This window comes from Gordonibacter urolithinfaciens (assembly GCF_900199375.1).
Classification (GTDB): Bacteria; Actinomycetota; Coriobacteriia; order Coriobacteriales; family Eggerthellaceae; genus Gordonibacter; species Gordonibacter urolithinfaciens.
The window spans coordinates 2,306,156-2,328,593 of sequence record NZ_LT900217.1 but is presented as its reverse complement, the minus strand read 5'-3'; the positions used below and the strand labels follow the sequence as shown (position 1 = coordinate 2,328,593).

The following is a 22,438-nucleotide window of genomic DNA, read 5'->3' as shown; positions in this document are numbered from 1 at the left end:
GCATCCCTCATAGGATACCGTATACTACTAGACCTAATCCTATAATAGCTTATCACAAGTATCTGGGGAAGGGAACGACGTTTGGCGAGCGTTCCGAACCGGGGTTCCCGCAAAGAAGGACCCGCTCCAAAGCCCCCTCCATTTTTTGCAGCGAGGGCCCCGTTTCCGGGGCCCTCGGGCAGTGCGATGACAGCGAGGCTCGTCGTGCGTCCAGCGCTACACCTCGCGCTCCACCACAGCAGCGATGGCGTGGGCATGGCGGTCGGCTTCCTCGGCGCTGGCAGCCTCCACCATGACGCGGACGACGGGCTCGGTACCGCTCGGGCGCAGCAGCACGCGGCCGGAATCGCCCAGCTCGGCCTCGGCGGCCTGCACGGCGGCGGCCACGGCGGCGTTGTTGTCCACGGCGTGCTTGTCGTTCACGTGCACGTTCACGAGCGTTTGCGGGAAGCGCGTCATCACGGCGGCTGCGTCGGCGATGGATTTGCCGGCGCGTTTGCAGGCCGCGAGGAACTGCAGCGCCGTGACCAGGCCGTCGCCCGTGGAATTGTGCTCGAGAAAGATCATATGGCCGCTCTGCTCGCCGCCCAGGACGAAGCCGCCCTCGCGCATGGCCTCCAGCACGTAGCGGTCGCCCACCTTCGTCTGGACGAGCTCGATGCCCGCGTCGCGCATCGCATGCGCGAGGCCCAGGTTGCACATGACGGTGGACACGGCGGTGTTGCCGGCCAGGAGCCCGCGCTCCTTGAGGTCGATGGCGCACACGGCCTCAACCACGTCGCCGTCTATCTCGTTGCCGTTGGCGTCCACCAGCATGACGCGGTCCGCGTCGCCGTCGTGGGCGATACCCACGTCCGCGCCGATCTCGGCCACGAGGTCGCGCACGGGGCCCAGATGGGTGGAGCCGCACTGCACGTTGATGTCGGTGCCGTCGAAGTCCTCGTTAACGACCGTGACGTGCGCGCCCAGGCGGCGCAGCGCCTCGGCGCTCGTCATGCACGAGGCGCCGTGGCCCACGTCGAGCGCCACCTTGAGGCCCGCAAGGTCGATGCCCTCGTCGGCCACGGTCGCCACGGCGTGCGCGATGTAGAGCTCGCAGGCGTCGTCCACCGGCAGGGCCACGCCCACGGCGTCGCCGGCCGGCAGCTCCTCGGCCGCGGCACCGCCCTTCGCCACGAACGACTCGATCTCGTCCTCCACCGCATCCGGCAGCTTGAAGCCCTGGGCGTCGAACAGCTTGATGCCGTTGTACTCGGGCGGGTTGTGCGAGGCCGAGATGACGATGCCGCCGTCGCAGTGCAGCTCGCGCACGAGCAGCGCGATGGCGGGCGTCGGGATGATGCCGGCCAGCAGCGCCGTGCCGCCCATCGACATGATGCCGGCCGCCACGGCCGATTCCAGCATGTCGCCCGAAAGGCGCGTGTCCTTGCCGATGAGGATGGTCTTGCCCTGGAACGCCACGGCCGCCTGGCCGAGCTTGAAGGCGAGGTCGCACGTGAGCTGCGTGTTCGCCACCCCGCGAACCCCGTCGGTCCCGAAAAGTCGTGCCATGTTACTTCCCCCTTTTCACGTGTTCTTCGTGGAGGCAGACGGCGCCTTGCGGGCGCTCCGCGTCGGTCATGCGGGTGTTGAGCTCGGCGGCGAACTCGTCGAGGCCGATGCCGTAGCGCTCCAGCGCCACCAGCAGGTGGTACACCACGTCGGCCGCCTCGTAGCGCAGATGGTCCACCGCCGCATCGTACTCGGGCGGCAGCTCCACGGAAAGCGCGTCGTCCGCGTCCGCGCCGGCGACCGCCAGCGTGGCGGCGAGCGACGAGCAGGCCCAGGACTCCACGTCCTTGGCGGCGAGCGCCGTCTCTCCCGCCTCCTCCATGACCTTCTTCAGCACCTCGTCGGCCGGACCGGAGAGCAGGCGGTGCGTGTAGCTCTCCTCCCCCGCTTCGCGTCGCGCTGCGATGGTGGCCGCGAGCGCCTCGAGCGTGGCCCCGATCTGCGAGGCGGGCGGCACCTCGCCGGCCGGAAGGTAGGTTTTATCGGACATGTCGTGCCTTTCGATCTCTTGAACCTGACAGGGCGCCGCATGAAGAGGGGGCGCGCCTTGGCGCGCCCCCGATTGCTACTCTTCGATGTCGTCGTCCTCGGCATCCTCGGAGGAGGATTCCTCGTCCTCCTTGGTGGCCAGGCCGAAGCCGAGCGACCCCACGGAGCCCAGCAGGGCGTCCAGCTCCTCCAGGTTGCGCTGGTAGGAGCGGGGCGGCAGGGCCTCGCCCAGCATGTCCTCGCCCTCGGTGTTGAAGGTCGGGGGCTCGTCGCCGCCGATGAGGATGGTGTCGTCAGGCGAGAACACCATATCCAAGAGCTGCGACATGTCGTCGCTCGTGGCGGCGAGGTCGTCCTCGATCACGTGCGAGAGGCCACGTTCCGCCAACCCCTCCTTCAGCTCCTCGATGGCCTTCACGCCGATGCCCTCGATACGCAGCAGGTCCTCCTCGGTGTGGCCCACGAGGTCGGCCACCGTCTCGATGCCCGCCTCGCTGAACTTGTTGGCCCAGCGCTGCGATACGCCCAGGTCGTCGTAGATGTACAGGCGCGCGTCCTCGTCGGACAGCTGAGGGCCACGGTGCCCGAGAGACAGGCCGCTGTAGTAGCTGCCGTAGTTCGTGCCCATGTTGAGGTAGCCGTCGCCGTCGAGCGACCAGTCCTGCGGCTGGGGCAGCAGCTCCTCGATCTCGCGGAGCGCCTCGGGGGCGAAGTCGGGCAGGTTCTCGCCCTGCACGCCGGAAACCGGGCGGCCCTTGTAGGTGAGCCCCACCTCGCGGTAGCGCGGAAGGCCCGTGCCCGCCGGGATAGGCTTGCCGATGATGACGTTCTCCTTGAGGCCGGCCAGGTGGTCGGTCTTGCCCTCGATGGCGGCGTCGGTGAGCACCTTGGTGGTCTCCTGGAAGGAGGCCGCCGACAGGAACGAGTCCGTGGCGAGCGACGCCTTGGTGATGCCCAGCAAGAGCGGCTGGCCCACGGGCGGCTCCTTGCCCTCGGCGATGAGGCGGTTGGCCTCGTCCTCGAACTCGAAGCGGTTGACCTGGCGGCCCGGCAGGTAGTCGGAGTCGCCGGCGTCCGTCACGGCCACCTTGCGCAGCATCTGGCGCGAGATGACCTCGATGTGCTTGTCGTTGATGTCCACGCCCTGGCTCACGTACACGCCCTGGACCTGGCTCACGATGTAGCGCAGCGTGGTGTTCGGGTCGGTGAGGCGCAGCAGGTCGTGCGGGTTCACCGAGCCCTTGGTGAGCTGCTGGCCCACGCGTACCTCGCACCCGTCCGTCACGCCCGGCAGCATCTGGGCGCGGGCGCTCACCACGTACTCGCGGAAGTTGCCCTGCTGGTCGTGGATCGTGAGGGTCTTGGACTGCTTGTCGCCCGCGATCTGCAGCGTGCCGGAGATCTCCGCGAGCACCGCAAGGCCCTTGGGCTTGCGCGCCTCGAACAGCTCCTGGACACGGGGCAGGCCGTGCGTGATATCCTCGCCGGCCACGCCGCCGGTGTGGAACGTGCGCATGGTGAGCTGGGTGCCCGGCTCGCCGATGGACTGGGCGGCGATGATGCCCACCGCCGTGCCGATGTTCACCGGGCGGCTCGTGGCGAGGTCCCAGCCATAGCACTTCTGGCACACGCCGTGCTCGGCATGGCAGGTCATGACCGTGCGGATGACCACCGTGTCGATGCCGGCCTCGTCCATGGCGCGCAGCTGGTCCATACGCTCCACGTACTCGCCCGCGGCCAGCACTACCGTGCCGTCGGCGCCCTTGGCGTCCTCCAGCAGGCAGCGGCCGATGAGGTTGTCGTCCACCTCGCCCTTGTCGTTGTGCAGCGGGTAGGGCACGCCGTCGGTCGTCCCGCAGTCGATCTCGCGGATGATGACGTCCTGGGCCACGTCCACCAGGCGGCGGGTCAGGTAGCCCGAGTCGGCGGTACGCAGCGCCGTGTCGGCGAGGCCCTTGCGGGCGCCGTGCGTGGAGATGAAGTACTCCAGAACCGACAGGCCCTCGCGGAAGTTCGCCTTGATGGGTCGGTCGATGATCTCGCCCTTCGGGTCGGACATCAGGCCGCGCATGCCGGCCAGCTGGCGGATCTGCTTGATGTTGCCTCGGGCGCCGGAGAACGCCATCATGTAGATGGGGTTGAACTTGTCGAAGTTCTCGGCCATGGCCTCGCCGACCTCTTCGTTGGCGGCGTTCCAGATGTCCACGACCTGCTTGTGGCGCTCCTCCTGGCTCATGAGGCCCATCTCGTAGTCCTCGTCGATGGCCGCGACCTTCTCGTCGGCGGCCGCCAGGATCTCTCCCTTGTTCGGCGGCACCGTGGCGTCGTACACCGACACGGTGACGCCGGCGCGCGTGGCGTAGTGGAAGCCCGCGTCCTTTAGGCCGTCCAGGATAGGCGGCACGCTGGACAGCTCGTAGCGGTTGCACACGTCCTCCACGAGACGACTGATCTCCTTCTTGTTCATCTCGTAGTTGAGGTACGGGTAGTCCTCGGGCAGCACGTTGTTGAACGTGATGCGGCCGATGGTGGTCTCGATGCGCTCGCCGGCCTCGTGGTCCTCGAACGTGTTGTACGCCGTGGCCACCTGCGTGTCCTTGGAAAGGCGCACCCAGATCTTGGCCTGCAGGTCCAGCTCGGCTCGCGCGTCGTAGGCGTTCATGGCGTCGTCGAAGTCGATGAACGCGCGGCCCTCGCCCTCGAAGCCGTCGCGGGCGGCCGTGAGGTAGTACAGGCCGATGATCATGTCCTGCGTGGGCACGGTCAGCGGACGGCCGTGGGCCGGCGACTTGATGTTGTTGGCGGAGAGCATAAGCACGCGGGCCTCGGCCTGCGCCTCAGCGCCCAACGGCACGTGCACGGCCATCTGGTCGCCGTCGAAGTCGGCGTTGAAGGCGGTGCAGACCAGCGGGTGCAGCTTGATGGCCTTGCCCTCGACCAGCACCGGCTCGAAGGCCTGGATGCCCAGGCGGTGCAGCGTGGGGGCGCGGTTCAGCAGCACGGGGTGTTCCGTGATGACCTCTTCGAGCACGTCCCACACGTAGCTGGCACCGCGGTCCACGGAGCGCTTGGCCGCCTTGATGTTGGCGGCGTACTCGAGCTCCACCAGGCGCTTCATGACGAAGGGCTTGAACAGCTCCAACGCCATCTGGCTCGGCAGGCCGCACTGGTGCAGCTTCAGCTGCGGGCCTACGACGATGACCGAACGGCCGGAGTAGTCCACGCGCTTGCCCAGCAGGTTCTGGCGGAAGCGGCCCTGCTTGCCCTTGAGCATGTCGGAGAGCGACTTCAGCGGGCGGTTGCCCGGGCCCGTGACGGGGCGGCCGCGGCGGCCGTTGTCGAACAGGCTGTCGACGGCCTCCTGCAGCATGCGCTTCTCGTTGTTGACGATGATCTCGGGAGCGCCCAGGTCCAGCAGGCGCTTGAGACGGTTGTTGCGGTTGATGACGCGGCGGTACAGGTCGTTCAAGTCGCTCGTGGCGAAGCGGCCGCCGTCCAGCTGCACCATGGGGCGCAGGTCGGGCGGGATGACCGGGATGACGTCCAGGATCATGTCCGTGGGCTTGTTCGTGGACTTCAGGAACGCGTCGACCACCTTGAGGCGCTTGATGGCCTTGGCGCGCTTCTGTCCCTTGCCGTTGGCGATGGTCTCGCGCAGCTCCTCGGCCACGGCGGCCAGGTCCATGGCGTCCAGCAGATCGCGCACGGACTCGGCGCCCATGCCGCCCGTGAAGTAGTCGCGGTAGTTCAGGCGCATCTCGCGGTACAGGGCCTCATCGGGCACGAGCTGCTTCGGCTCGATCTTCATGAAGGCGTCGAACGCGTCCTGGCGCAGCGCCTTGCGCTCGTTGAACTCCTCGTAGATGTCGGCGATCTCCTCGTCGACCTCCTCGGGCGTCAGGCGCTCGTCCTCGTCGACCTCGTCCACGAAGTCGTCGTCCTCGGGCACGTAGCTCGTGGACAGCTTGCGCGTGGCCTCGATGAGGCGGTCGCGCTCGGCGTCCAGCTCCTCGAGGTCGGCGGCCAGCTCGTCGCGCAGCTCGTCGGCGTCCTCCTCGCGGGCCTCCTTGTCAACCGAGGTCACGATGGAGGAGGCGAAGTACAGCACCTTCTCCAGCTCTTTCGGCGGGATGTCCAGCAGGTAGCCCAGGCGCGAGGGCGAGCCCTTGAAGTACCAGATATGGCTCACCGGCGCGGCCAGCTCGATGTGGCCCATGCGCTCGCGGCGCACCTTGCTGCGCGTGACCTCCACGCCGCAGCGCTCGCACACGATGCCCTTGAAGCGCACGCGCTTGTACTTGCCGCAGGCGCACTCCCAGTCCTTCGTGGGGCCGAAGATCTTCTCGCAGAACAGGCCGTCCTTCTCGGGCTTGAGCGTGCGGTAGTTGATGGTCTCGGGCTTCTTCACCTCGCCGCGCGACCAGCCGCGCACATCCTCGGCGTTGGCAAGCGAAATACGCAGGGCGTCGAAATTGGTAACGTCGAATTCCGTCGTCATCTATCGCTCCTCCCCATCCCCGATGAGGTCGTTCGTTCCATTATCGTCAGAGATGTCTCCCATGAGCTCTCCCAGTTCGGCGGCGATGTCGTCGAGAGCGTTCGCCGCATCTTCCTCGGTCTTGCGCGCGTCGGCCGCGATGGCCTCGAACAGCGCGCGGTCTCCGTCTTCCTGCCCCTCGGACTCCACCGTCACGTCGATGGTCTGGTGGTCGTGGCCCTCGAGCTCCACGTTCAGGCACAGGGACTTCATTTCCTTCACCAGCACCTTGAAGGACTCGGGCACCTCGGCGGCCGGGATGTTCTCGCCCTTGACGATGGACTCGTAGGACTTGACGCGGCCGGCGGTGTCGTCGGACTTCACGGTGAGGATCTCCTGCAGCACGTTGGACGCGCCGTAGGCGTAGAGCGCCCACACTTCCATCTCGCCGAAGCGCTGGCCGCCGAACTGCGCCTTGCCGCCCAGCGGCTGCTGGGTGATCAGGCTGTAGGGGCCGGTGGAGCGGGCGTGGATCTTGTCGTCGACCATGTGGCCAAGCTTCAGGATGTAGCTCTGGCCGACCGTGATGGGCTCGCGGAACTTCTCGCCCGTGCGGCCGTCGTAGAGCCACGTCTTGCCCGTGCGGGACAGCTGCGGCACGAACTCGTCGCGCGCCTTGTCGCCGTACTTGGCGTGGTTGATGTTGATGAGGTTGCGGTTCGCCTTCTCGATGGCATCGGAGATCTCGCGCTCCGTGGCGCCGTCGAACACGGGCGTGGCCACGTGCATCGGGCCCTCGACCACGGCGTCCGTCTCCTCCGCGTCGTCCCAGCCCCACTTCGCGGCCCAGCCCAGGTGGTTCTCCAGCAGCTGGCCCACGTTCATACGGGAGGGAACGCCGAGCGGGTTCAGGATGACGTCGATGGGGGTGCCGTCAGCGAGGTAGGGCATGTCCTCCAGCGGCAGCACGCGCGAGATGACGCCCTTGTTGCCGTGACGGCCGGACAGCTTGTCGCCCTGCTGCACCTTGCGCTTCTGCGCCACGTAGATGCGCACGAGCTCGTTCACGCCGGGGGCCAGCTCGTCGCCGGCCGCGCGGCTGAAGCGCGCCATGCCGATGACGCGGCCGCCGGAGCCGTGGGGCACCTTGAGGGACGTGTCGCGCACCTCGCGGGCCTTCTCGCCGAAGATGGCGCGCAGCAGGCGCTCCTCGGCCGTGAGCTCCGTCTCGCCCTTCGGCGTGACCTTGCCCACCAGCACGTCGCCCGGGAACACCTCGGCGCCCACGCGGATGATGCCGTCGGCATCGAGGTCGGAGATCATGTCGTCGGAGATGTTCGGGATCTCGCGGGTGATCTCCTCGGGGCCGAGCTTCGTGTCGCGCGCGTCGATCTCGTACTCTGAGATGTGGATGGACGTGAGCAGGTCCTCGGACACCACGCGCTCGGACACGATGATGGCGTCCTCGTAGTTGTAGCCTTCCCACGGCATGTAGGCCACCATGAGGTTCTGGCCGAGCGCGAGCTCGCCGCCGTCGCAGCTGGGGCCGTCGGCCAGCACGTCGCCCTTCTGCACCTCGTCGCCCTTGCGCACGATCGGGCGGTGGTTGATGCAGCCGGACTGGTTGGAGCGCTGGAACTTCGGCACGAGGTACTCGTCGTACTCGCCGTCGTCGTTCAGGATGATGATGGTCTGGCCGTCCACGTAGTCCACGACGCCCGGGTTCTGGGCGACGAGGATCTCGCCGGAGTCCACCGCGATGCGGTGCTCGATGCCGGTGCCCACGAGCGGCGCGTTCGGGCGCAGCAGCGGCACGGCCTGGCGCTGCATGTTCGAGCCCATGAGGGCGCGGTTCGCGTCGTCGTGCTCGAGGAACGGGATGAGCGAGGTAGCCACCGACACCATCTGGCGCGGGGATACGTCCATGTAGTTCACCTGGCTGGGCGGCAGCTCGTCGGGCTCGCCGAACACGCCGTTGGCGTCCTTCGTGCGGCAGAGCACGCGGGCAGCCACATGGAACTCGCCGTTCTCGTCGAACGTGCCGAACTGGCGCGTCTCGGGGTCGAACAGGTCGTTCGCCTGGGCGATGACGTAGTTCTCCTCCTCGTCGGCCGTGAGGTAGTCCACGTCGTCGGTGACCTTGCCGTCCACGACGCGGCGGTACGGCGTCTCGATGAAGCCGTAGGGGTTGATGCGGGCGTAGGTTGCCAGCGAGCCGATGAGGCCGATGTTCGGGCCTTCAGGCGTCTCGATGGGGCACATGCGGCCGTAGTGGGACGTGTGGACGTCGCGCACCTCGAAGCCGGCGCGCTCGCGGGACAGGCCGCCCGGGCCGAGGGCCGACAGACGGCGCTTGTGCGTGATGCCGGCGGCGGGGTTCGTCTGGTCCATGAACTGGGACAGCTGCGAGGAGCCGAAGAACTCCTTGATGGCCGCCACGATGGGGCGGATGTTCACCAGAGACTGCGGCGTGATCTCGTCGGGCTCCTGCATGCTCATGCGCTCGCGCACGACGCGCTCCATGCGCGACAGGCCGATGCGGAACTGGTTCTGGATGAGCTCGCCCACCGTGCGGATGCGGCGGTTGCCGAAGTGGTCGATGTCGTCGGTCTGGAAGTCCTCGGCGCCGGCGTGCAGGCCCACGATGTACTGCATCGTGCGCACGATGTCGTCGTCGGTGAGCGTGGAGGCCTCGTAGTCCGGGTCGAAGCCCAGCTTCTTGTTGATCTTGTAGCGGCCGACCTTCGCCAGGTCGTAGCGCTGCGGGTTGAAGAACAGGCCCTCGAGGAGCGTGCGGGCGGAGTCGATGGTGGGCGGCTCGCCGGGACGGAAGCGCTTGTACAGCTCGATGAGCGACTCTTCCTTCGTGGTGGCCGGGTCGCGGTCGAGCGTGCGCAGCACCATCTCGTCGGAGCCGAGGAGCTCGATGATCTCCTCGCGCGTCTCGGCCAGGCCGAGGGCGCGCACGAGCAGCGTGGCCGGCTGCTTGCGCTTGCGGTCGATGCGCACGGACAGGATGTCGCGCTTGTCGGTCTCGAACTCGAGCCACGCACCGCGGCTCGGGATGACCTTCGCGTTGTAGATGGTCTTGTCGGACGTCTTGTCGCGCTCGGCGGCGAAGTAGACGCCCGGGGAGCGCACGAGCTGGGACACCACGACGCGCTCGGTGCCGTTGATGATGAAGGTGCCGCGCGGCGTCATGAGCGGGAAGTCGCCCATGAACACGTCCTGCTCCTTGATCTCGCCCGTCTCGCGGTTGATGAAGCGGATCTCCACGAACAGCGGCGCCTGGTAGGAGACGTCCTTCTCCTTGCACTCGTCCACCGTGTACTTGGGCTCGCCGAATTCGTGCTTGCCGAACTCGACGCACATGTCCTTCGTCGAGTTCTCGATGGGGCTGATGTCGTGGAAGGCCTGCGCGAGGCCCTCGCCCTTGAAAAACTCGAAGCTGTCGGTCTGGATGGCTATGAGGTTGGGGACGTCCATGACGTCCGGAATCTTGGCGAAGCTGCGGCGGTTCCTGTAAAGGCTGGTGGGAGCGCTGTTTTTTGCTTGGGCCACGAGGCTTTTCCTCCTTCAAGAAAATCCGTGAAACTGCGAAAAGTCGCAATTTCTAAAAATACTTCGGTTGTCAAGAGGTGTCAAGGAAAATTTTTACGAACTGTGGTGATTTGCTGTAGTTTCACGGGTTTAGCTGGGGAAATGGCGAGGAAACTTTTTGGTGGCGCGAAGGGTTTCGGCACACTGCGAACGCCCGCCGAGCGGAAGGTCGAGAGCTCGGGTGCATGCGGGGAGGGGCGAGCGGCGCATCGGGAGGACTCGGGGGGGGGTGACCGCATGCGTCGGGGCGGTCCCCCTGCACGTGAGCAATCGGCCGGCGATTCAATGATGAGGGTCTCTGCGCGTATGTGGCCGGCCGGCAAGGCGTCTCTGCCGTTGTGCGGGGCTTCTGCACGAGGTGTCTGTGCACATGCGGCCGGCTGACGGGGGGCGTTTCCGCTCGCATGCAGCCGGCCGGCGGGGGTGTCTCCGCGCTGTGCGGGAGCTTCTGCACGAGGTGTCCTCTTTTTCGGCGGGTTCTGTCAAAATATGGACGGTTTGGCAATCTCGACCCTGTCATTTCGCTTGCAAGCCGCAGACGTTTTTCAAACCTTTTGCAGTTTCACCAGTTCAGGTAGCAGACGCGCGCTGCAAGCCAGAGGAGCACGCTGCGGTCGATTGCCAAACCGGTCCGTTTTTGACGCTTGACGGCCTCTGGGCCGACATGCGCTCGCGACTGCACGTTCCGCCTTTTCCGATGGGCGCCCCGTGCGATGGCGAGATCAAGCAGGATGCGGCTTGAAGCGGAATACGACCCGCGCGGCGCACCGCGAAATCGGCAGGACGCAGCCTACCCGGAGCACTGCGCCGCCTCGCCCGCCAGAGTTGCCTGGTAGCGCTCCAGCAATTCGCAGGGCTGGTAGCTCAGCTTGTTCTCGCGCAGGCCGGGAAGGCCCAGGTCCTCCTCAAGGTTGAGGTACTCGGCGCGGGGGGCCACGGTGCGGGCCAGCTCGCGTAGGAGGGCGCGCCAGATATAGCGGAAGTCCAGGTTGCCCTTGAGCACCATGACGTCGAAGGCGCCGCCAGACAGGAGGGACCCGTAGGCGTAGCCCTGCACGTCGCCGGCGATGCGCAGCAGGATGCCCTCCAGGCCCAAGGCCTCGAAATGGTCCAGGTCGAGCGCGATCTTGCGGTGTTCCAGCTCCAGGGGGTGCTCCTCGGTGCCGCGGCGGCGGCTCCCGTCGTGCCAGGCCTGCTGGAACGCGCGCAGCTCGTCGAGGCAGGCGGGGACGATGGGCTCGAAGGACACCTCATCGCCGTAGAGCTGGAAGAACTTGTTCGTCTCGCGGCGCTTCTTCGCGAGCGCCGGACCCGCGTAGGCGGCGATGTCCCGAGTGCGGTAGAGGTAGTCGGCGAAAGCGCGGTCGGTGGAAAATGCGAACATACCGGGCAGCGCCTCCTCGAGGCGCTGGCGCTGCGAGGGGGTCACGCCCACGAGCACGGGCCGCTCCCCCGTCCGGGCCGCCTCCTCCAGAAGGCGGCCGGCATCGGCGACGACGTCCTCCCCGCCGAGCGGCGGGTAGTATGCCACGGCCCCCGGAAGCCGGCGGGTCTGGCGCACGTGCAGCGCGCGCCCCTCGAGGCGGACCTCCGTGCCGTACTTCTCCGTAAGCGAGTACAGGTTGGCGAACCCGAGCGCGGAGTCGTTGCGCCCGAGCGGGGCAAGCACCTGATCGACGGCCTCTTTGTCGGCAAGCTGCAGCGTTCTGTATTCCATGGATCACTTTCCTCGGGGCTTCTCCTCAACGGTGCCGGCGGGCACCGGCACCCTAGTGTAGACGAATGCACCCCGGGCGAACAGCCTCAAGTTCGCAACGGCCACCGGCGCCCTTCCCGCCCCCACGAGGCGGCGAAAGGGGGTACACTGTCAACCAACCGTAGAAAGGTCCTGCCATGTACCGCAAGACGCTGCGCATCAACCTGTTCGGCATCGAGCCGCCCGTGGAGGAGGCCCTGCGCCGCGCGGCGCCCCTCGATCGGTTCGAGCATGCAGTCGAGGCCTTCCCCACTGTGGACGGCGAGGCATTCTGCAGCTGCGACATCGCGGTCGTCGACCTGCGGCTCTTCGCCGGCTCACCGGGCGGGGCCCGGCCGTCGCGCTGCCTTGCGGACCTCGCGGCGAGACGGCGCGAGCGGCTCGACACGTTCTACAGCGCCGTAGCGGTCGTAGCCGACGCCGCCGAGGCGGCGCGCTGGACGCCGGAGGACTACCGGGTGATCGACGCGCTGTGGACGGGCCCGCTCGACGGGACGCGGGCCGCATTCGAGCTCGCCCGGCTGCAGCGGTCGGCGAAGCGCGACGCCGACTTGGCCCTCGCGCAGCAGTACCTCGACACCGCCATCGACTCCATCCCCGAGCTCGTGTGGTTCAAGGACGCCCACGGCGCCCACCTCAAGGTGAACGACGCGTTCTGCGAGACGGTGGGCAAGACGAAGGACCAGGTGGAAGGCCGAGGACACTACTATATATGGGACATCACGCCCGACGAGTACGCGCAGGGCGAGTTCGTGTGCCTGGAATCCGAGGAGGAGACCATGCGCTCGAACACGACGCTCCTGTTCGACGAGCAGGTGAAGACGAGAGGCGGCATGCGCCAGTTCAAGACGTACAAGACGCCGCTCATAGACTACGACGGCTCCGTCATGGGCACCGTCGGCGTGGCCCACGATGTGACGGACCTGGGAAACATCAGGACCGAGCTGGAGATATTCATCGACTCGATGCCCTACGCCGTCGTGGTGCTCGACAACGAGGGCGCCATCGTCAACATCAACGAGCGCGCCGAGGACTATTTCGACGTAAGACGCGAGCGCGTGGTAGGCGGCAACTTCGACCGCTGGCGGCGCATCGTGCTGGGCGATGCCGTGGTGGACGCGAACGATTTCGAGGATTCGTCCTTCTTCACGGCATCCATCCGCGGGGAGTCGAAGACGTTCGAGGTCAACGAGCGCGCCATCCTCGACGTGTTCGGCAACGCGACAGGGGTGCTGCGCATCTACCGCGACGTGACGAACGAGCGGAAACTCGAGCAGCGCGTGATAGCCGCCGCACGCACCGACTACCTGACCGGGCTGTACAACCGGCGCTACTTCTACGAGCACGTGGAGGAGCATCGCGGTAACCAGCCGGTCACGCTCATCACGTTCGACCTGGACGATTTCAAGAACATCAACGACCGCTACGGCCATGCGGCCGGCGACGCGGCACTCGGCATGACGGCGAAGATGCTGCGGGAGGCGTTTCCCGACGGGTTCGTGGTGCGCTGGGGCGGCGACGAGTTCGTGGTAGCGCTCATGGGAGAGCGGTCGACCGAGCGGACGGAGGCGACCGTGCGCGCGCTGCTCGCGGAGCTCGCGCACGAGTCCGCGGCAGACGGGAACGCCTGGGCGGTCACGGCGAGCGCCGGCATAGCCGCCACCGACGACCCAGCGCTGCCCATCGACGCCCTCATCAGGAAGAGCGACGAGGCGCTCTACCGCGCCAAGCGCGAGGGCGCCTCGCCGTGCGTGGCCGGCCCAGACCCGGCCTGAGGGACGGGCTGGTGGGATGCCGGACGCAGCGCAAGGCCCCGGAGGGCCAGGCGATGCGTCCGGCACCCGCCTTGCTATGCCTTCTCCACCTTGAAGTCGCCGCTGGCCAGATGCACCTTTATGGCGGTGGAGCCGTCGCCGTGCACGTACGAGCCGCCTTGCTGCATGGTCTCGAAGGCGCTGGAGAAGCTGCCCGACGCCTTGCTGACCTTGGCCGTGAAGCCCGTGTCGGCAGGCAGGGCCACGCTCACCTGGCCGCTGGCCAGATCCGAGTCCACCTGCCTCGGGGCCACGCCCTGGCAGACGACGTCCAGCTGGCCCGACGCCGTCTTCGTGCTCACGCGCTCGGAGAACGAGCCCTCGGCGCGCACCTGGCCGCTGGCCACGTCCACGTCGAGCGAGGCGGCGGCGAGGCCGTCTGCGTCGATCTCGCCCGACGCCAGCTTGAACCGGAGCGTGTCGCAGCCGATGCCGGCCACTCGGTAGTAGCCCGACGCGCCGTCGACGGTCACGGTGCCGAGGCTTTTCGCGTAACGCTCGGGGATGCGCACCTCGAGGCGCTTCTGCCCCAGCGCGAAACACGACCACCAGCTGCCGTAATCCACCTTGAGCGTGCCGCCGGACACGCTCCAGCGCATCTGCTGCGCCTTCGTAAGACCGGTGGGGGCCGTTTCCACGAGCTCGATAACGTCGCCTGCCCCGTCGTCGACCACCGAGATGTCCACCGAGCCGGCCGCCCAGCTGACGGACAGGTTTTTCACGCCGTTCGCGTCCACGCTTGCATTGCCCATTTCCGTACCCCCTCCGAAGTAGATTCCCTGCGAGCATCCGCGCATCGACCCCACGCCCGCCACGGCAAACAGCAGCAGGGCCAACAAGACGATGAGCGCTATCTTGACATACGACGACCGGGTGAGCCTTGTCATGTTCACCACCCGCCCTTACCGGCGCCCGGCCCGATAGTTCGGGTCGTTCTCGATGATGCGGGCTATCCAGTAGTACAGAGGGATGGTGAGGAAGATCACCCAGGCAGGATGCCAGGCCCCGAAGAGGAACCCGACGAGCAGGAACAGGATGACGCACAGCACGGGATAAGGGAACGTCATCCACGGGCTGTGGCGACGGCGTCCGTCCGGCGCGTCGTAGGAGCCCGCCGGCTGCTGCGGCGGGACGGAGGCGCCGTAGCCGGGTTGCTGCACCGGCGCGTAGCCGTGCGGCGGAGGCGGCACGGGCGCGCCGGTGCAGGGATGCGGGGCGGGGCCGGTCGACCCCGCTGCCGCCGACGCGGCGTCCGGCTGGGATGGGGCTGCCGGGCGGGCACCCGCCTCGTGGAAGGGAGAGCCGGGCTGGCAGGCCGCCGTCGATGCCGCCGACTGCCGCGGAGCAGATGCAGGAGCCGGCTGCTGGGCCGGCACGGACGCCGTTTGCGACGTGGCCGGTTGCGTCGATTGCCGGGTTTCCGGACGGGCTGCCGCCTGGGCCGCAGCAGCCGCGGCGGCGGCAGTCGCGGCGGCTGCTGCGGCAGCCGTGGCAGCCTCGCGCGCCTCGACCTCGGCGGAGGCGGCACGGTCGGACGACTCGAACGTCACGTCGTCGGCGATGTCCGCCTCCACGCGCACGAGCTCGTCGAGCGTGACGCCGTACAGGTCGGCGAGCGCGATGAGGTTGCCCGTGTCGGGCGACGACTCGGCGCGCTCCCACTTCGACACGGCCTGGCGCGACAACCCCAGCCGCGCAGCCAGCTCTTCCTGGCTGAAGCCCTTCTCGCGCCTCATCTCGGCTAGGCGTTGGGCGATTTCGACGTTCATGAACGATCCCTTTCTCGGCGTTGGCGTCATGCGAACCTCTTTCTCGCCCTCCAGTGTGCGGTAGCGTGGCTGGTTGCACCAGCATCTCTGGTAACCATTTTACGCAACCGCCGGTTGCCTCCCTGTGTGAAAGGGGATTTTGTGACAAAGCGCGCCGAAACCCATGACATTTGTCATGGGGCGCTCATGCGGGAGAGGCAGGACGCCTCAGCGGGTGCTGTCGCGCAGGGCCTTGAGCTTCGCCAGGGTGGACGGGTCGATGCGGGAGGCCACGGTGTTCTTCTCGGCCACCTTCGGGGTCTCGTCGAGGCGGGCGTCGTCGTAGTAGCGGTCGACCTCCAGGCTGAAGCCGTTCGCGCTCATGCGGTCCACGCCGAAGCCGAACACGGTGTCCTGGATGGTGGCGTCGCTCGTGACCACGAGCGTCTCCACCTGGCGCTCGCGCGCGTCGTGCGCGAGCTTCTCGATGACCTTGTCGGCCGACTGGCCGGACGGGCTGAACATGATGCGCACGCCGCCCACGCTCTCGGCCTCGCCCGTGGAGAACTCGTTGCGGCCGCCGTCGAACACGATGATGGCGCGCCAGTCGCGGCCGGCGTAGTTCACCACGTCGTTGATGAGGCGCTCGCGCGCCGTGTTGAACGCGTCATCGGTGTAGTCGGGCCCCGTGATCTCGCGGTAGCGGCTCCCCGACCGCAGCACGTTGTATCCGTCCACGATCAGCAGTTTTTTGCGTTGCTTGGGCAATGCTCTCGACTCCCGTTAGCTTCCATCCGATTCGCGCGGAGCGCGAACTTTACCGCGCTGGTCCTGTTGCCGAACCGCCCAGGTTGGCGTAGTAAGCCAGCGAGGGCGGCCGTGGTGCCCGGAATTCGCGGGATCGCGGGGGCGAAGCGTACTTCGGTACGCGAGCCCCCGGGATCGTGCGAAGGCCGGGTGCCACGGCCGGCCGCCCCCTTCGGGGACTTGCTTCGCGGCGCAGCATGTCGGCTGCGTTCCGGCGGCCGGCAGGCCGCCGGAACTCTAGTAGTTCTGCCTGAGCCACTCGTACATGCAGGCGGTGGAGGCCTGCGCCACGTTCAGGGAGGCCACCTCGCCCATCTGGGGCAGCTTCACCAGGAAGTCGCAGCTCTCCTTCACCACGCGGGACAGGCCCTCGGATTCGTTCCCCATGACGAGGGCGATCTTGCCTTTCAGGTTCGAGCACCAGATCACGTCGTCTGCCTGCTCGCTGGCTCCCGCCACCCAGAAGCCGCGCTCTTTGAGGCGCGCCATGACCTGCACGAGGTTCGGCACCTGTGCCACGGGCATGTGCGCGATGGCGCCCGCCGAGCTCTTGTAGGTGGAGGCATCCACCTTCGCGCTGCGCTTGTTGGGAATGACCAGGCCGCACGCGCCCACGGCCTCGGCGCTGCGGGCGATGGCGCCCAGGTTGCCGGCGTCGGTGAGGTGGTCGAGGATGACCACGAGCGCGCGGCCCCCGTTCTCCTCGGCATAAACCTCGGCAGCCCGCTCGATCTCGGTGATGTCCACGTAGGCGTGCGGCTTGGTCTCCGCCATGACGCCCTGGTGGCTGCCGCGCTCGGACTTGTCGTCCAGCGTCTTACGCGGCACCGTGGTCACGGTCACGTCGAAATGCTTCGCCTTGCGCAGGATGTCCTCCACCAGGCCGTCGCGCTTCGCATTGTCGGCCAGCAGGATGCGCTTGATGGGCACCTGCGTGCGCAGCGCCTCGATGATGGGGCGTTTGCCCTCGATGTAATCTGCCATGGGAATCGCTTTCCGCAGGCGGCACGGGGCCGGCGCTGCGCGTTTCGGGTTCGATGTCAAGCGGAAAGTGTACCACGCGGCACGCAGCACGCGCGGGGCTTCGATAAAAACTGCGTCAATCGCCCGGCGAGGGCATCGGGGGGTTCGGAGGCACCGGCTTCGCCAAGGTCCCGCCCTCCGGATACGCCATGCCCTCCAGGTAGGAAACGGCGCGGTTCTTCCCCTCGGCCTTCGCCCGGTAGAGCGCGATGTCGGCCCGGCGGTACAGCTCGGAGAACGGATGCGGATCCCGCTCCACCACCACGCCCACGCTGAGGCTGACGTCATGCGGGAAACCGCGGTCGGCCGCCATGGCGCGGAACGCGCCGATGAGGGCCTCCGAGCGCTCCATGGCAACGCGCGGGTCGTACACGTCGCGCATGAGCACCATGAACTCGTCGCCCCCCAGGCGCGCCACGATGTCGCTCGATCGGAAAAGCGTGCGGGCGGTGTCGACGAACGCCGTGAGCAGGTTGTCGCCCACCAGGTGGCCGAACTGGTCGTTGACCGACTTGAAGTAGTCCACGTCGGCCAGAAGGCACGCGTAGGACACGTCGGGCTGCTTGGAGGAGCAGTACTCGCGCAGACGGCCCTGCAGGTAAGAACGGTTGTATGCCTTGGTAAGCGCGTCGATTGAGGATTGCTCCAGCAGCTCGTACTCCTCGGACACGTCCACGATCTTGCCCACGTACCTCACGAGCCGCCCCTCGGCGTCGTAGATGCGGCGGCCCATAACGCGCTGGTGCACGTACCCCTCCCGCTCGCCCTTGTAGCCGCCGAAGAAGAACACGGGGCGAAGGCGGTACACGTAGGCGTAGGCGTCGTGCTCCGTGCCGGGCTCGGGCTGGGCCTGCGACAGCATATGCGCGTCGGCGGCATAGCGCTCCCGGTCGTCGGGATGCACGAAGCCCTCGGGGTTGAGCGTGTCCAGGCAGTGCTCCACCACGATCTTGTTGCGCCTGATGTCCGGGGTCGCCCCGAAGCGGGTCGAGAACAGGTACAGCGTGTCGAGCGCCACATCGTATTCGTAGATGACGTCGTCCGACAGCTCGGAGACGATCTCGTAGCGCTCCCGCTCGACCTTGGCCTGCGACAGCACGGCATCGAGGTCGAGCGCGCCCACGTCGCGCGCGGTCATCCTGCGCGAAGCAAGCGGGTTGTGCGGTGCATCGGGAGCCGAGCTGTGCATGTGGACGATGCGCCAGTCGTCACCGTCGGGGGCATACACGAACGTCAGGCGGCGCACATACTCGTCGCGGGAAGGCCCGTCGCCCGCGTCGCCCTTCGTCGCCCGCGTACGCAGGTTCGACAGCACGATGGCGCATGACTCGTTGCGATAGGAGAGGTGGCATTCATGGGATACGATGCGCGACCCGATACGGCGCGCGAACGCGCAAGAGGCATCAAGGAGCCGAGCGACGGCATCGGTGTCGAAGGCATGGAGCTCGCTGGCGTAACCGTAGCAGGTCGTACGGACAGGGTCGAGGCAAGCCAGCGCCGCGTCGAGGTCTCCTCGCTCGTAGCAGGCCTCCACGAACTCTCGAGTCTTGTCAACTAGCAAGAACGCCAGGTTCCCCATATCGCCAGCTTTCGCCTCCATCGCAACCTGCGGCGTACCGCCGCCTTAATTGAGAGCACCATACTAGCATAGTGTCAAGGCAAAAAATGCCCCCCCCCCCCCGAATTTTTCATCATTAACCCATAGGGTGATGTTTTCGACATCGTTTCCGCACATTCAGCGCGACGCGGAACCGCCTAACGCTTCGCGACAGCCTGCTCGGCCGCACCTCTCGCCCTCACGTCCACCTTCCCGGCGTCCGGCACATCAGCTCGCGCCGTCTCCCCCATCCGCATCCTTGCGCGCGCCGCTGCGGCGATCCGCATCCTCGGGACCTTCGTCCTCGCAAGTCGCCTCCCTAGCCGCGCCCTGGCCATCCCCCTTCCGCACGCGCGAGCGCCTGCGCTGCCGCCGCACCGAGATGCGGTCGCCGCCCTGCAGGAACACGCCCGACACCACGCGCTTCGCCTTGCCCACGCCGCGCGCCACATGCGGGGTGAGGTCGGCCTCGTTGCGGGTCTTCCAGTCGAAGTACACGCTCCAATAGCGCAGGAAGCCCACCGTGAACACGCAGGCGATGCCGGCCACCACGAGCGGCACGCCCGCATAGGCCAGCACGGTGAACAGCAGCGCGCCTCCCAGGCCCGCCACCGCATAGAAGTTCGACTGCTGGAAGATGCCGGGCGTCTCGCCCACGCAGATGTCGCGCACAGCGCCGCCGCCCACGGCCGTGATGGCGCCCAGGATGACGGTGAGCACGAAGCCCTCGCCACAGGCGTAGGCCTTCGACGCGCCCGCGAGCGCGAACAGGCCCACCGACAGCGCGTCGGCGAAGAACACCATGGCGTCGAGGTGCTTGAACAGCCCGCGGAAGTAGAACACGAACACGCACAGCACGATGCACAGCAGGATAAGGTCGGGGTGCGACGTGAAGTACACGCCCTTGTCCTGCAGCAGCACATCGCGGATAATGCCGCCGCCGTAGCCCGTGACCAGGCCCAGCACCACCGTGCCGATGATATCCAGCTTGCGGTCGCACGCGAACAGCGCGCCGGTGAGCACGCCCACCACCACGGAGAAGTAGTCGATGCCCCACGGCACCGTGAGCACCTGCCCGTCCGCGAACGCCGAGCCTATGAGTTCCGCAATGTCCATGCGCGCCTTCCCGTGGAGTCCTTCCTGCGCTGCACAGTCTCGCCATTTTGCCGTCGGAGGTCAAGCGGGAGGAAGGCGCGCCCATGCGGGGCCGGGAATCGGGAGGCCGGGGACCGGGCAGGGTGCGCACAGGGCGCGGCCCCGCAGCCGCCGGAGCCGAACGCCCGAGCGGAATGCAGGAAAGGCGGGGCGGAGCGGAAGAACGGCGCGCTTGCGGATCACCGGACCTCAAGACGCACGGGCGCGATGCTCTTGCGGCCGCTGGAAGCCGAAAGGCCATGCAGAGGGCATGGGGGCGCTTGCATCGGCCGGGCAGGACGCTCGGGCGGGTCCCTTGCCAGCTTCTCTGCCGTTCGGCTATACCATGACCAATTGGCACAGGGACGAGATCGCAGCCCATAGCTTGTTTTCAGCGCCCGCGCGCGAGCTGTTTCGGAGAAGCGCCTGTTCACGAGACCCCGACTGCTTGATTCCGCGCGAAAACCATGCCATGGGTTCCGATCTCGCCCACGAGAACCCGCCGAAGCAGCCGCTTCGTCCCTTCGAGCCGGTTTCATGCATGCGAGGCCGTTCATCCGGGTTGCTATACCGGCACCTTGCAAGCCCGCAGCCCAAAACGCCCCGTGAGCCTGCCAAGACGTCTTCGAAGACGGGCTCCATGCACTTTCGATGAGAGGCGCACGAAACTTTTACGAACTGGTATGATACGGCTCAACCGAAAACGGCTGGCACGACGCCCCGCAAACGCATGCGTCGGCCTACAGGGCGTCCGCGTCCGCCCGCCTGCTCGCTCTTGACGAAGGGGTACGTTGTGAACAAAAAGATGGCTCTCGCTACCGCGGCCTGCGTCGTAGCCGCAACGCTCATGCTGTCGGGATGCAACTCGGAAGTCGAGGAGCCCAATGTGCCGGCAGACGGCAGCTCCGCAGCCGCCTCCAGCAGCTACAGCTACACGCTCACCGATGCCGAGAAGCTGAAGGCCCTGGCCATAGGCGAGACGGCCGTCTGGCGCGACTACGAGGTAACGGTGGCGTCCGTCGAGCGCGCCGACGGCAAGCTCACCGCACATGTGACCGTGAGGAGCCACACGCTGCCGCAGACGCTCAGGGCCGACTGCCTGCTGTCGTTCGGCATGCCGCCGGTGGACTCGTCGTTCGAAGACGGCATCATCGCCGTGCCGGCTGGCGAGGAGGCGTCGGGCACGCTCACGTTCGACGACCGGTACGGCTCCGAGCGCCTGTTCTGGAACGACGGCGCCACCGAGGGCACGTGGGACCTCACGCTGCCCGCCGTGCAGCCCGACCAGGAGGGAGGGAACGAAGGCACCCAGCCAGCCGAGACGGACGAGCCGAAGGCCGACGAGCCGAAGAAGCAGGAGCCGAAGAATGACGCGGCCGCCGAGGCGCAGAAGCAGGCCGTGGCCGCCCTCGAGGCCGAGATGCCCTCGCTGTTCACCAACAACACGTTCTACACGTTCCAAAGCGTCGACACCTCCACCGCCACCGTGACGCCCCAGGAAGGCGGCGGCTACGAGTATGTGAACGACGTGTCCATCCTGGGGGCCGACGGCGTCACGCCGACCACTGCGAACGTGCGCCTGATATGCGAGCCCAACGGCAACTGCATCTCCATGACCGTGGACGGGGCGTTCCTGTTCTAAGCGGCCCGCAACCCACAAGAATGCAGAGAAGCCCGGCAGGCATTGCCCGCCGGGCTTCTCTGCGTTTAGCGCGCGAAAACCAAGCGACGCGCATGATGTAAAACGGCAGCTTCAAAGGTTGAGTCGGCTACACCAGTCCGAGCGCTAGCGCGCGAGAAGCCTCGCATGGTGCTCGAGAACCCGTTGCGCCACCAGGAGCAAGCCCGCGAAGTAGCCGTTGGGAGCCGCTTCGGACACGCGATCGAGGAACGGCTCGATCCACGCCAGCGGATGCTGCTCGATGAATGCGGCGATGTCCGCCGACTCGGTAGCGCCCTCCCCCGTGGCCTCGCGACGGCATAGCTCCGAAAGGTACAGAAGCTCGATGCCCATGTGATCCTCGTACTGGTTGTTAGCGTTCCTCACCTCAAGGCCGGCCTCGCGCAGCAACTCGCGCATCTCGAACGTGGCCTGACCGAACCCCACCGTGACATCCTTGCCGCGGTACATCGTCTCCCACGGCGCCGCCGCGGGCGAGGGCGGGCCGACGAACAGCCGCGTGTATTCCACCGATGCGCGCTGCGGCCCGTCCTCGCCTCCCTCGGCGCGACGCCCGGCCTCTTCGGCATAGCATGCGCAAACTTCCACGGCCTGGGCCACGGCGCCGTCGAACGCGGGAAACGCCTCCCAGAATGCCGGATCCAAACCTACCGTCAACGTCATCGTCATAGGCTTCAACAGCGAGTTCCCCACAAACGCATAGGCCTCGGACAGGGTTTTCCAGGGAATGTCCTTGCACATGCTAAAACTCCTTTCAGCAC

Annotated in this window: 14 protein-coding genes; 2 read left to right on the top strand and 12 right to left on the bottom strand. The window is 67.1% G+C overall.

Features of this window, described 5'->3' with window-relative positions; translation table 11 throughout:
* Positions 1 to 216: 216 nt before the first annotated feature.
* The 5 genes from glmM to BN3560_RS09995 form a co-directional block, all read right to left on the bottom strand.
* Positions 217 to 1,551, bottom strand: a complete 1,335-nt coding sequence (glmM, locus tag BN3560_RS10015; RefSeq protein ID WP_096227931.1) for a phosphoglucosamine mutase — start codon at positions 1,549 to 1,551, stop codon at positions 217 to 219.
* Between the two features lies 1 nt (position 1,552).
* On the bottom strand, positions 1,553 to 2,041 hold the full coding sequence (locus BN3560_RS10010) for a phosphoribosyl-ATP pyrophosphatase (RefSeq protein ID WP_096227930.1): 489 nt from the start codon (positions 2,039 to 2,041) through the stop codon (positions 1,553 to 1,555).
* Between the two features lie 75 nt (positions 2,042 to 2,116).
* Positions 2,117 to 6,538 (bottom strand): DNA-directed RNA polymerase subunit beta', encoded by a 4,422-nt coding sequence (locus BN3560_RS10005; RefSeq protein WP_096227929.1) that lies wholly within the window; start codon positions 6,536 to 6,538, stop codon positions 2,117 to 2,119.
* Positions 6,539 to 10,078, bottom strand: coding sequence for a DNA-directed RNA polymerase subunit beta (gene rpoB / locus BN3560_RS10000; RefSeq protein ID WP_087191070.1), 3,540 nt, complete (start codon positions 10,076 to 10,078; stop codon positions 6,539 to 6,541).
* A gap of 829 nt (positions 10,079 to 10,907) precedes the next feature.
* On the bottom strand, positions 10,908 to 11,834 hold the full coding sequence (locus tag BN3560_RS09995) for a DUF2156 domain-containing protein (RefSeq protein ID WP_096227928.1): 927 nt from the start codon (positions 11,832 to 11,834) through the stop codon (positions 10,908 to 10,910).
* Between the two features lie 176 nt (positions 11,835 to 12,010).
* Here BN3560_RS09995 and BN3560_RS09990 point away from each other — a divergent pair, with 176 nt between their 5' ends.
* Positions 12,011 to 13,648, top strand: a complete 1,638-nt coding sequence (locus tag BN3560_RS09990; RefSeq protein ID WP_096227927.1) for a diguanylate cyclase domain-containing protein — start codon at positions 12,011 to 12,013, stop codon at positions 13,646 to 13,648.
* A 74-nt stretch (positions 13,649 to 13,722) separates the two neighbouring features.
* Here the strand turns inward: BN3560_RS09990 and BN3560_RS09985 are convergent, their stop codons facing one another.
* The 6 genes from BN3560_RS09985 to BN3560_RS09960 form a co-directional block, all read right to left on the bottom strand.
* A complete protein-coding gene (locus BN3560_RS09985; protein WP_096228663.1) occupies positions 13,723 to 14,574 on the bottom strand; it encodes a DUF4097 family beta strand repeat-containing protein in 852 nt (283 codons plus the stop codon).
* Positions 14,575 to 14,589: 15 nt separating this feature from the next.
* Positions 14,590 to 15,456, bottom strand: coding sequence for a helix-turn-helix domain-containing protein (locus BN3560_RS14545; RefSeq protein ID WP_096227926.1), 867 nt, complete (start codon positions 15,454 to 15,456; stop codon positions 14,590 to 14,592).
* Positions 15,457 to 15,663: 207 nt separating this feature from the next.
* Positions 15,664 to 16,203, bottom strand: coding sequence for an NYN domain-containing protein (locus tag BN3560_RS09975; protein ID WP_087191066.1), 540 nt, complete (start codon positions 16,201 to 16,203; stop codon positions 15,664 to 15,666).
* A gap of 276 nt (positions 16,204 to 16,479) precedes the next feature.
* The gene (gene rlmB / locus BN3560_RS09970) at positions 16,480 to 17,226 is read right to left on the bottom strand and encodes a 23S rRNA (guanosine(2251)-2'-O)-methyltransferase RlmB (RefSeq protein WP_096227925.1); all 747 of its coding nucleotides are present in this window, start codon (positions 17,224 to 17,226) and stop codon (positions 16,480 to 16,482) included.
* A gap of 115 nt (positions 17,227 to 17,341) precedes the next feature.
* Positions 17,342 to 18,844, bottom strand: a complete 1,503-nt coding sequence (locus BN3560_RS09965) for a GGDEF domain-containing protein (protein WP_161959442.1) — start codon at positions 18,842 to 18,844, stop codon at positions 17,342 to 17,344.
* 246 nt (positions 18,845 to 19,090) lie between these two features.
* Positions 19,091 to 19,978, bottom strand: coding sequence for a trimeric intracellular cation channel family protein (locus tag BN3560_RS09960; protein ID WP_096227923.1), 888 nt, complete (start codon positions 19,976 to 19,978; stop codon positions 19,091 to 19,093).
* Between the two features lie 811 nt (positions 19,979 to 20,789).
* Between BN3560_RS09960 and BN3560_RS09955 the strand changes: the two genes are divergently transcribed.
* A complete protein-coding gene (locus BN3560_RS09955; RefSeq protein ID WP_096227922.1) occupies positions 20,790 to 21,638 on the top strand; it encodes a hypothetical protein in 849 nt (282 codons plus the stop codon).
* 144 nt (positions 21,639 to 21,782) lie between these two features.
* Here the strand turns inward: BN3560_RS09955 and BN3560_RS09950 are convergent, their stop codons facing one another.
* Positions 21,783 to 22,418, bottom strand: a complete 636-nt coding sequence (locus tag BN3560_RS09950) for a TorD/DmsD family molecular chaperone (RefSeq protein WP_096227921.1) — start codon at positions 22,416 to 22,418, stop codon at positions 21,783 to 21,785.
* Positions 22,419 to 22,438 lie beyond the last annotated feature (20 nt).

Coding starts and splice junctions, on each gene's coding strand:
- BN3560_RS09995 (WP_096227928.1), bottom strand. CDS start 11,834: ATGGAATACAGAACGCTGCAGCTTGCCGACAAAGAGGCCGTCGATCAG.
- BN3560_RS09950 (WP_096227921.1), bottom strand. CDS start 22,418: ATGTGCAAGGACATTCCCTGGAAAACCCTGTCCGAGGCCTATGCGTTT.
- BN3560_RS09960 (WP_096227923.1), bottom strand. CDS start 19,978: ATGGACATTGCGGAACTCATAGGCTCGGCGTTCGCGGACGGGCAGGTG.
- BN3560_RS09990 (WP_096227927.1), top strand. CDS start 12,011: ATGTACCGCAAGACGCTGCGCATCAACCTGTTCGGCATCGAGCCGCCC.
- BN3560_RS09985 (WP_096228663.1), bottom strand. CDS start 14,574: ATGACAAGGCTCACCCGGTCGTCGTATGTCAAGATAGCGCTCATCGTC.
- BN3560_RS10010 (WP_096227930.1), bottom strand. CDS start 2,041: ATGTCCGATAAAACCTACCTTCCGGCCGGCGAGGTGCCGCCCGCCTCG.
- BN3560_RS14545 (WP_096227926.1), bottom strand. CDS start 15,456: ATGAACGTCGAAATCGCCCAACGCCTAGCCGAGATGAGGCGCGAGAAG.
- BN3560_RS10005 (WP_096227929.1), bottom strand. CDS start 6,538: ATGACGACGGAATTCGACGTTACCAATTTCGACGCCCTGCGTATTTCG.
- rlmB (WP_096227925.1), bottom strand. CDS start 17,226: ATGGCAGATTACATCGAGGGCAAACGCCCCATCATCGAGGCGCTGCGC.
- glmM (WP_096227931.1), bottom strand. CDS start 1,551: ATGGCACGACTTTTCGGGACCGACGGGGTTCGCGGGGTGGCGAACACG.
- BN3560_RS09965 (WP_161959442.1), bottom strand. CDS start 18,844: ATGGGGAACCTGGCGTTCTTGCTAGTTGACAAGACTCGAGAGTTCGTG.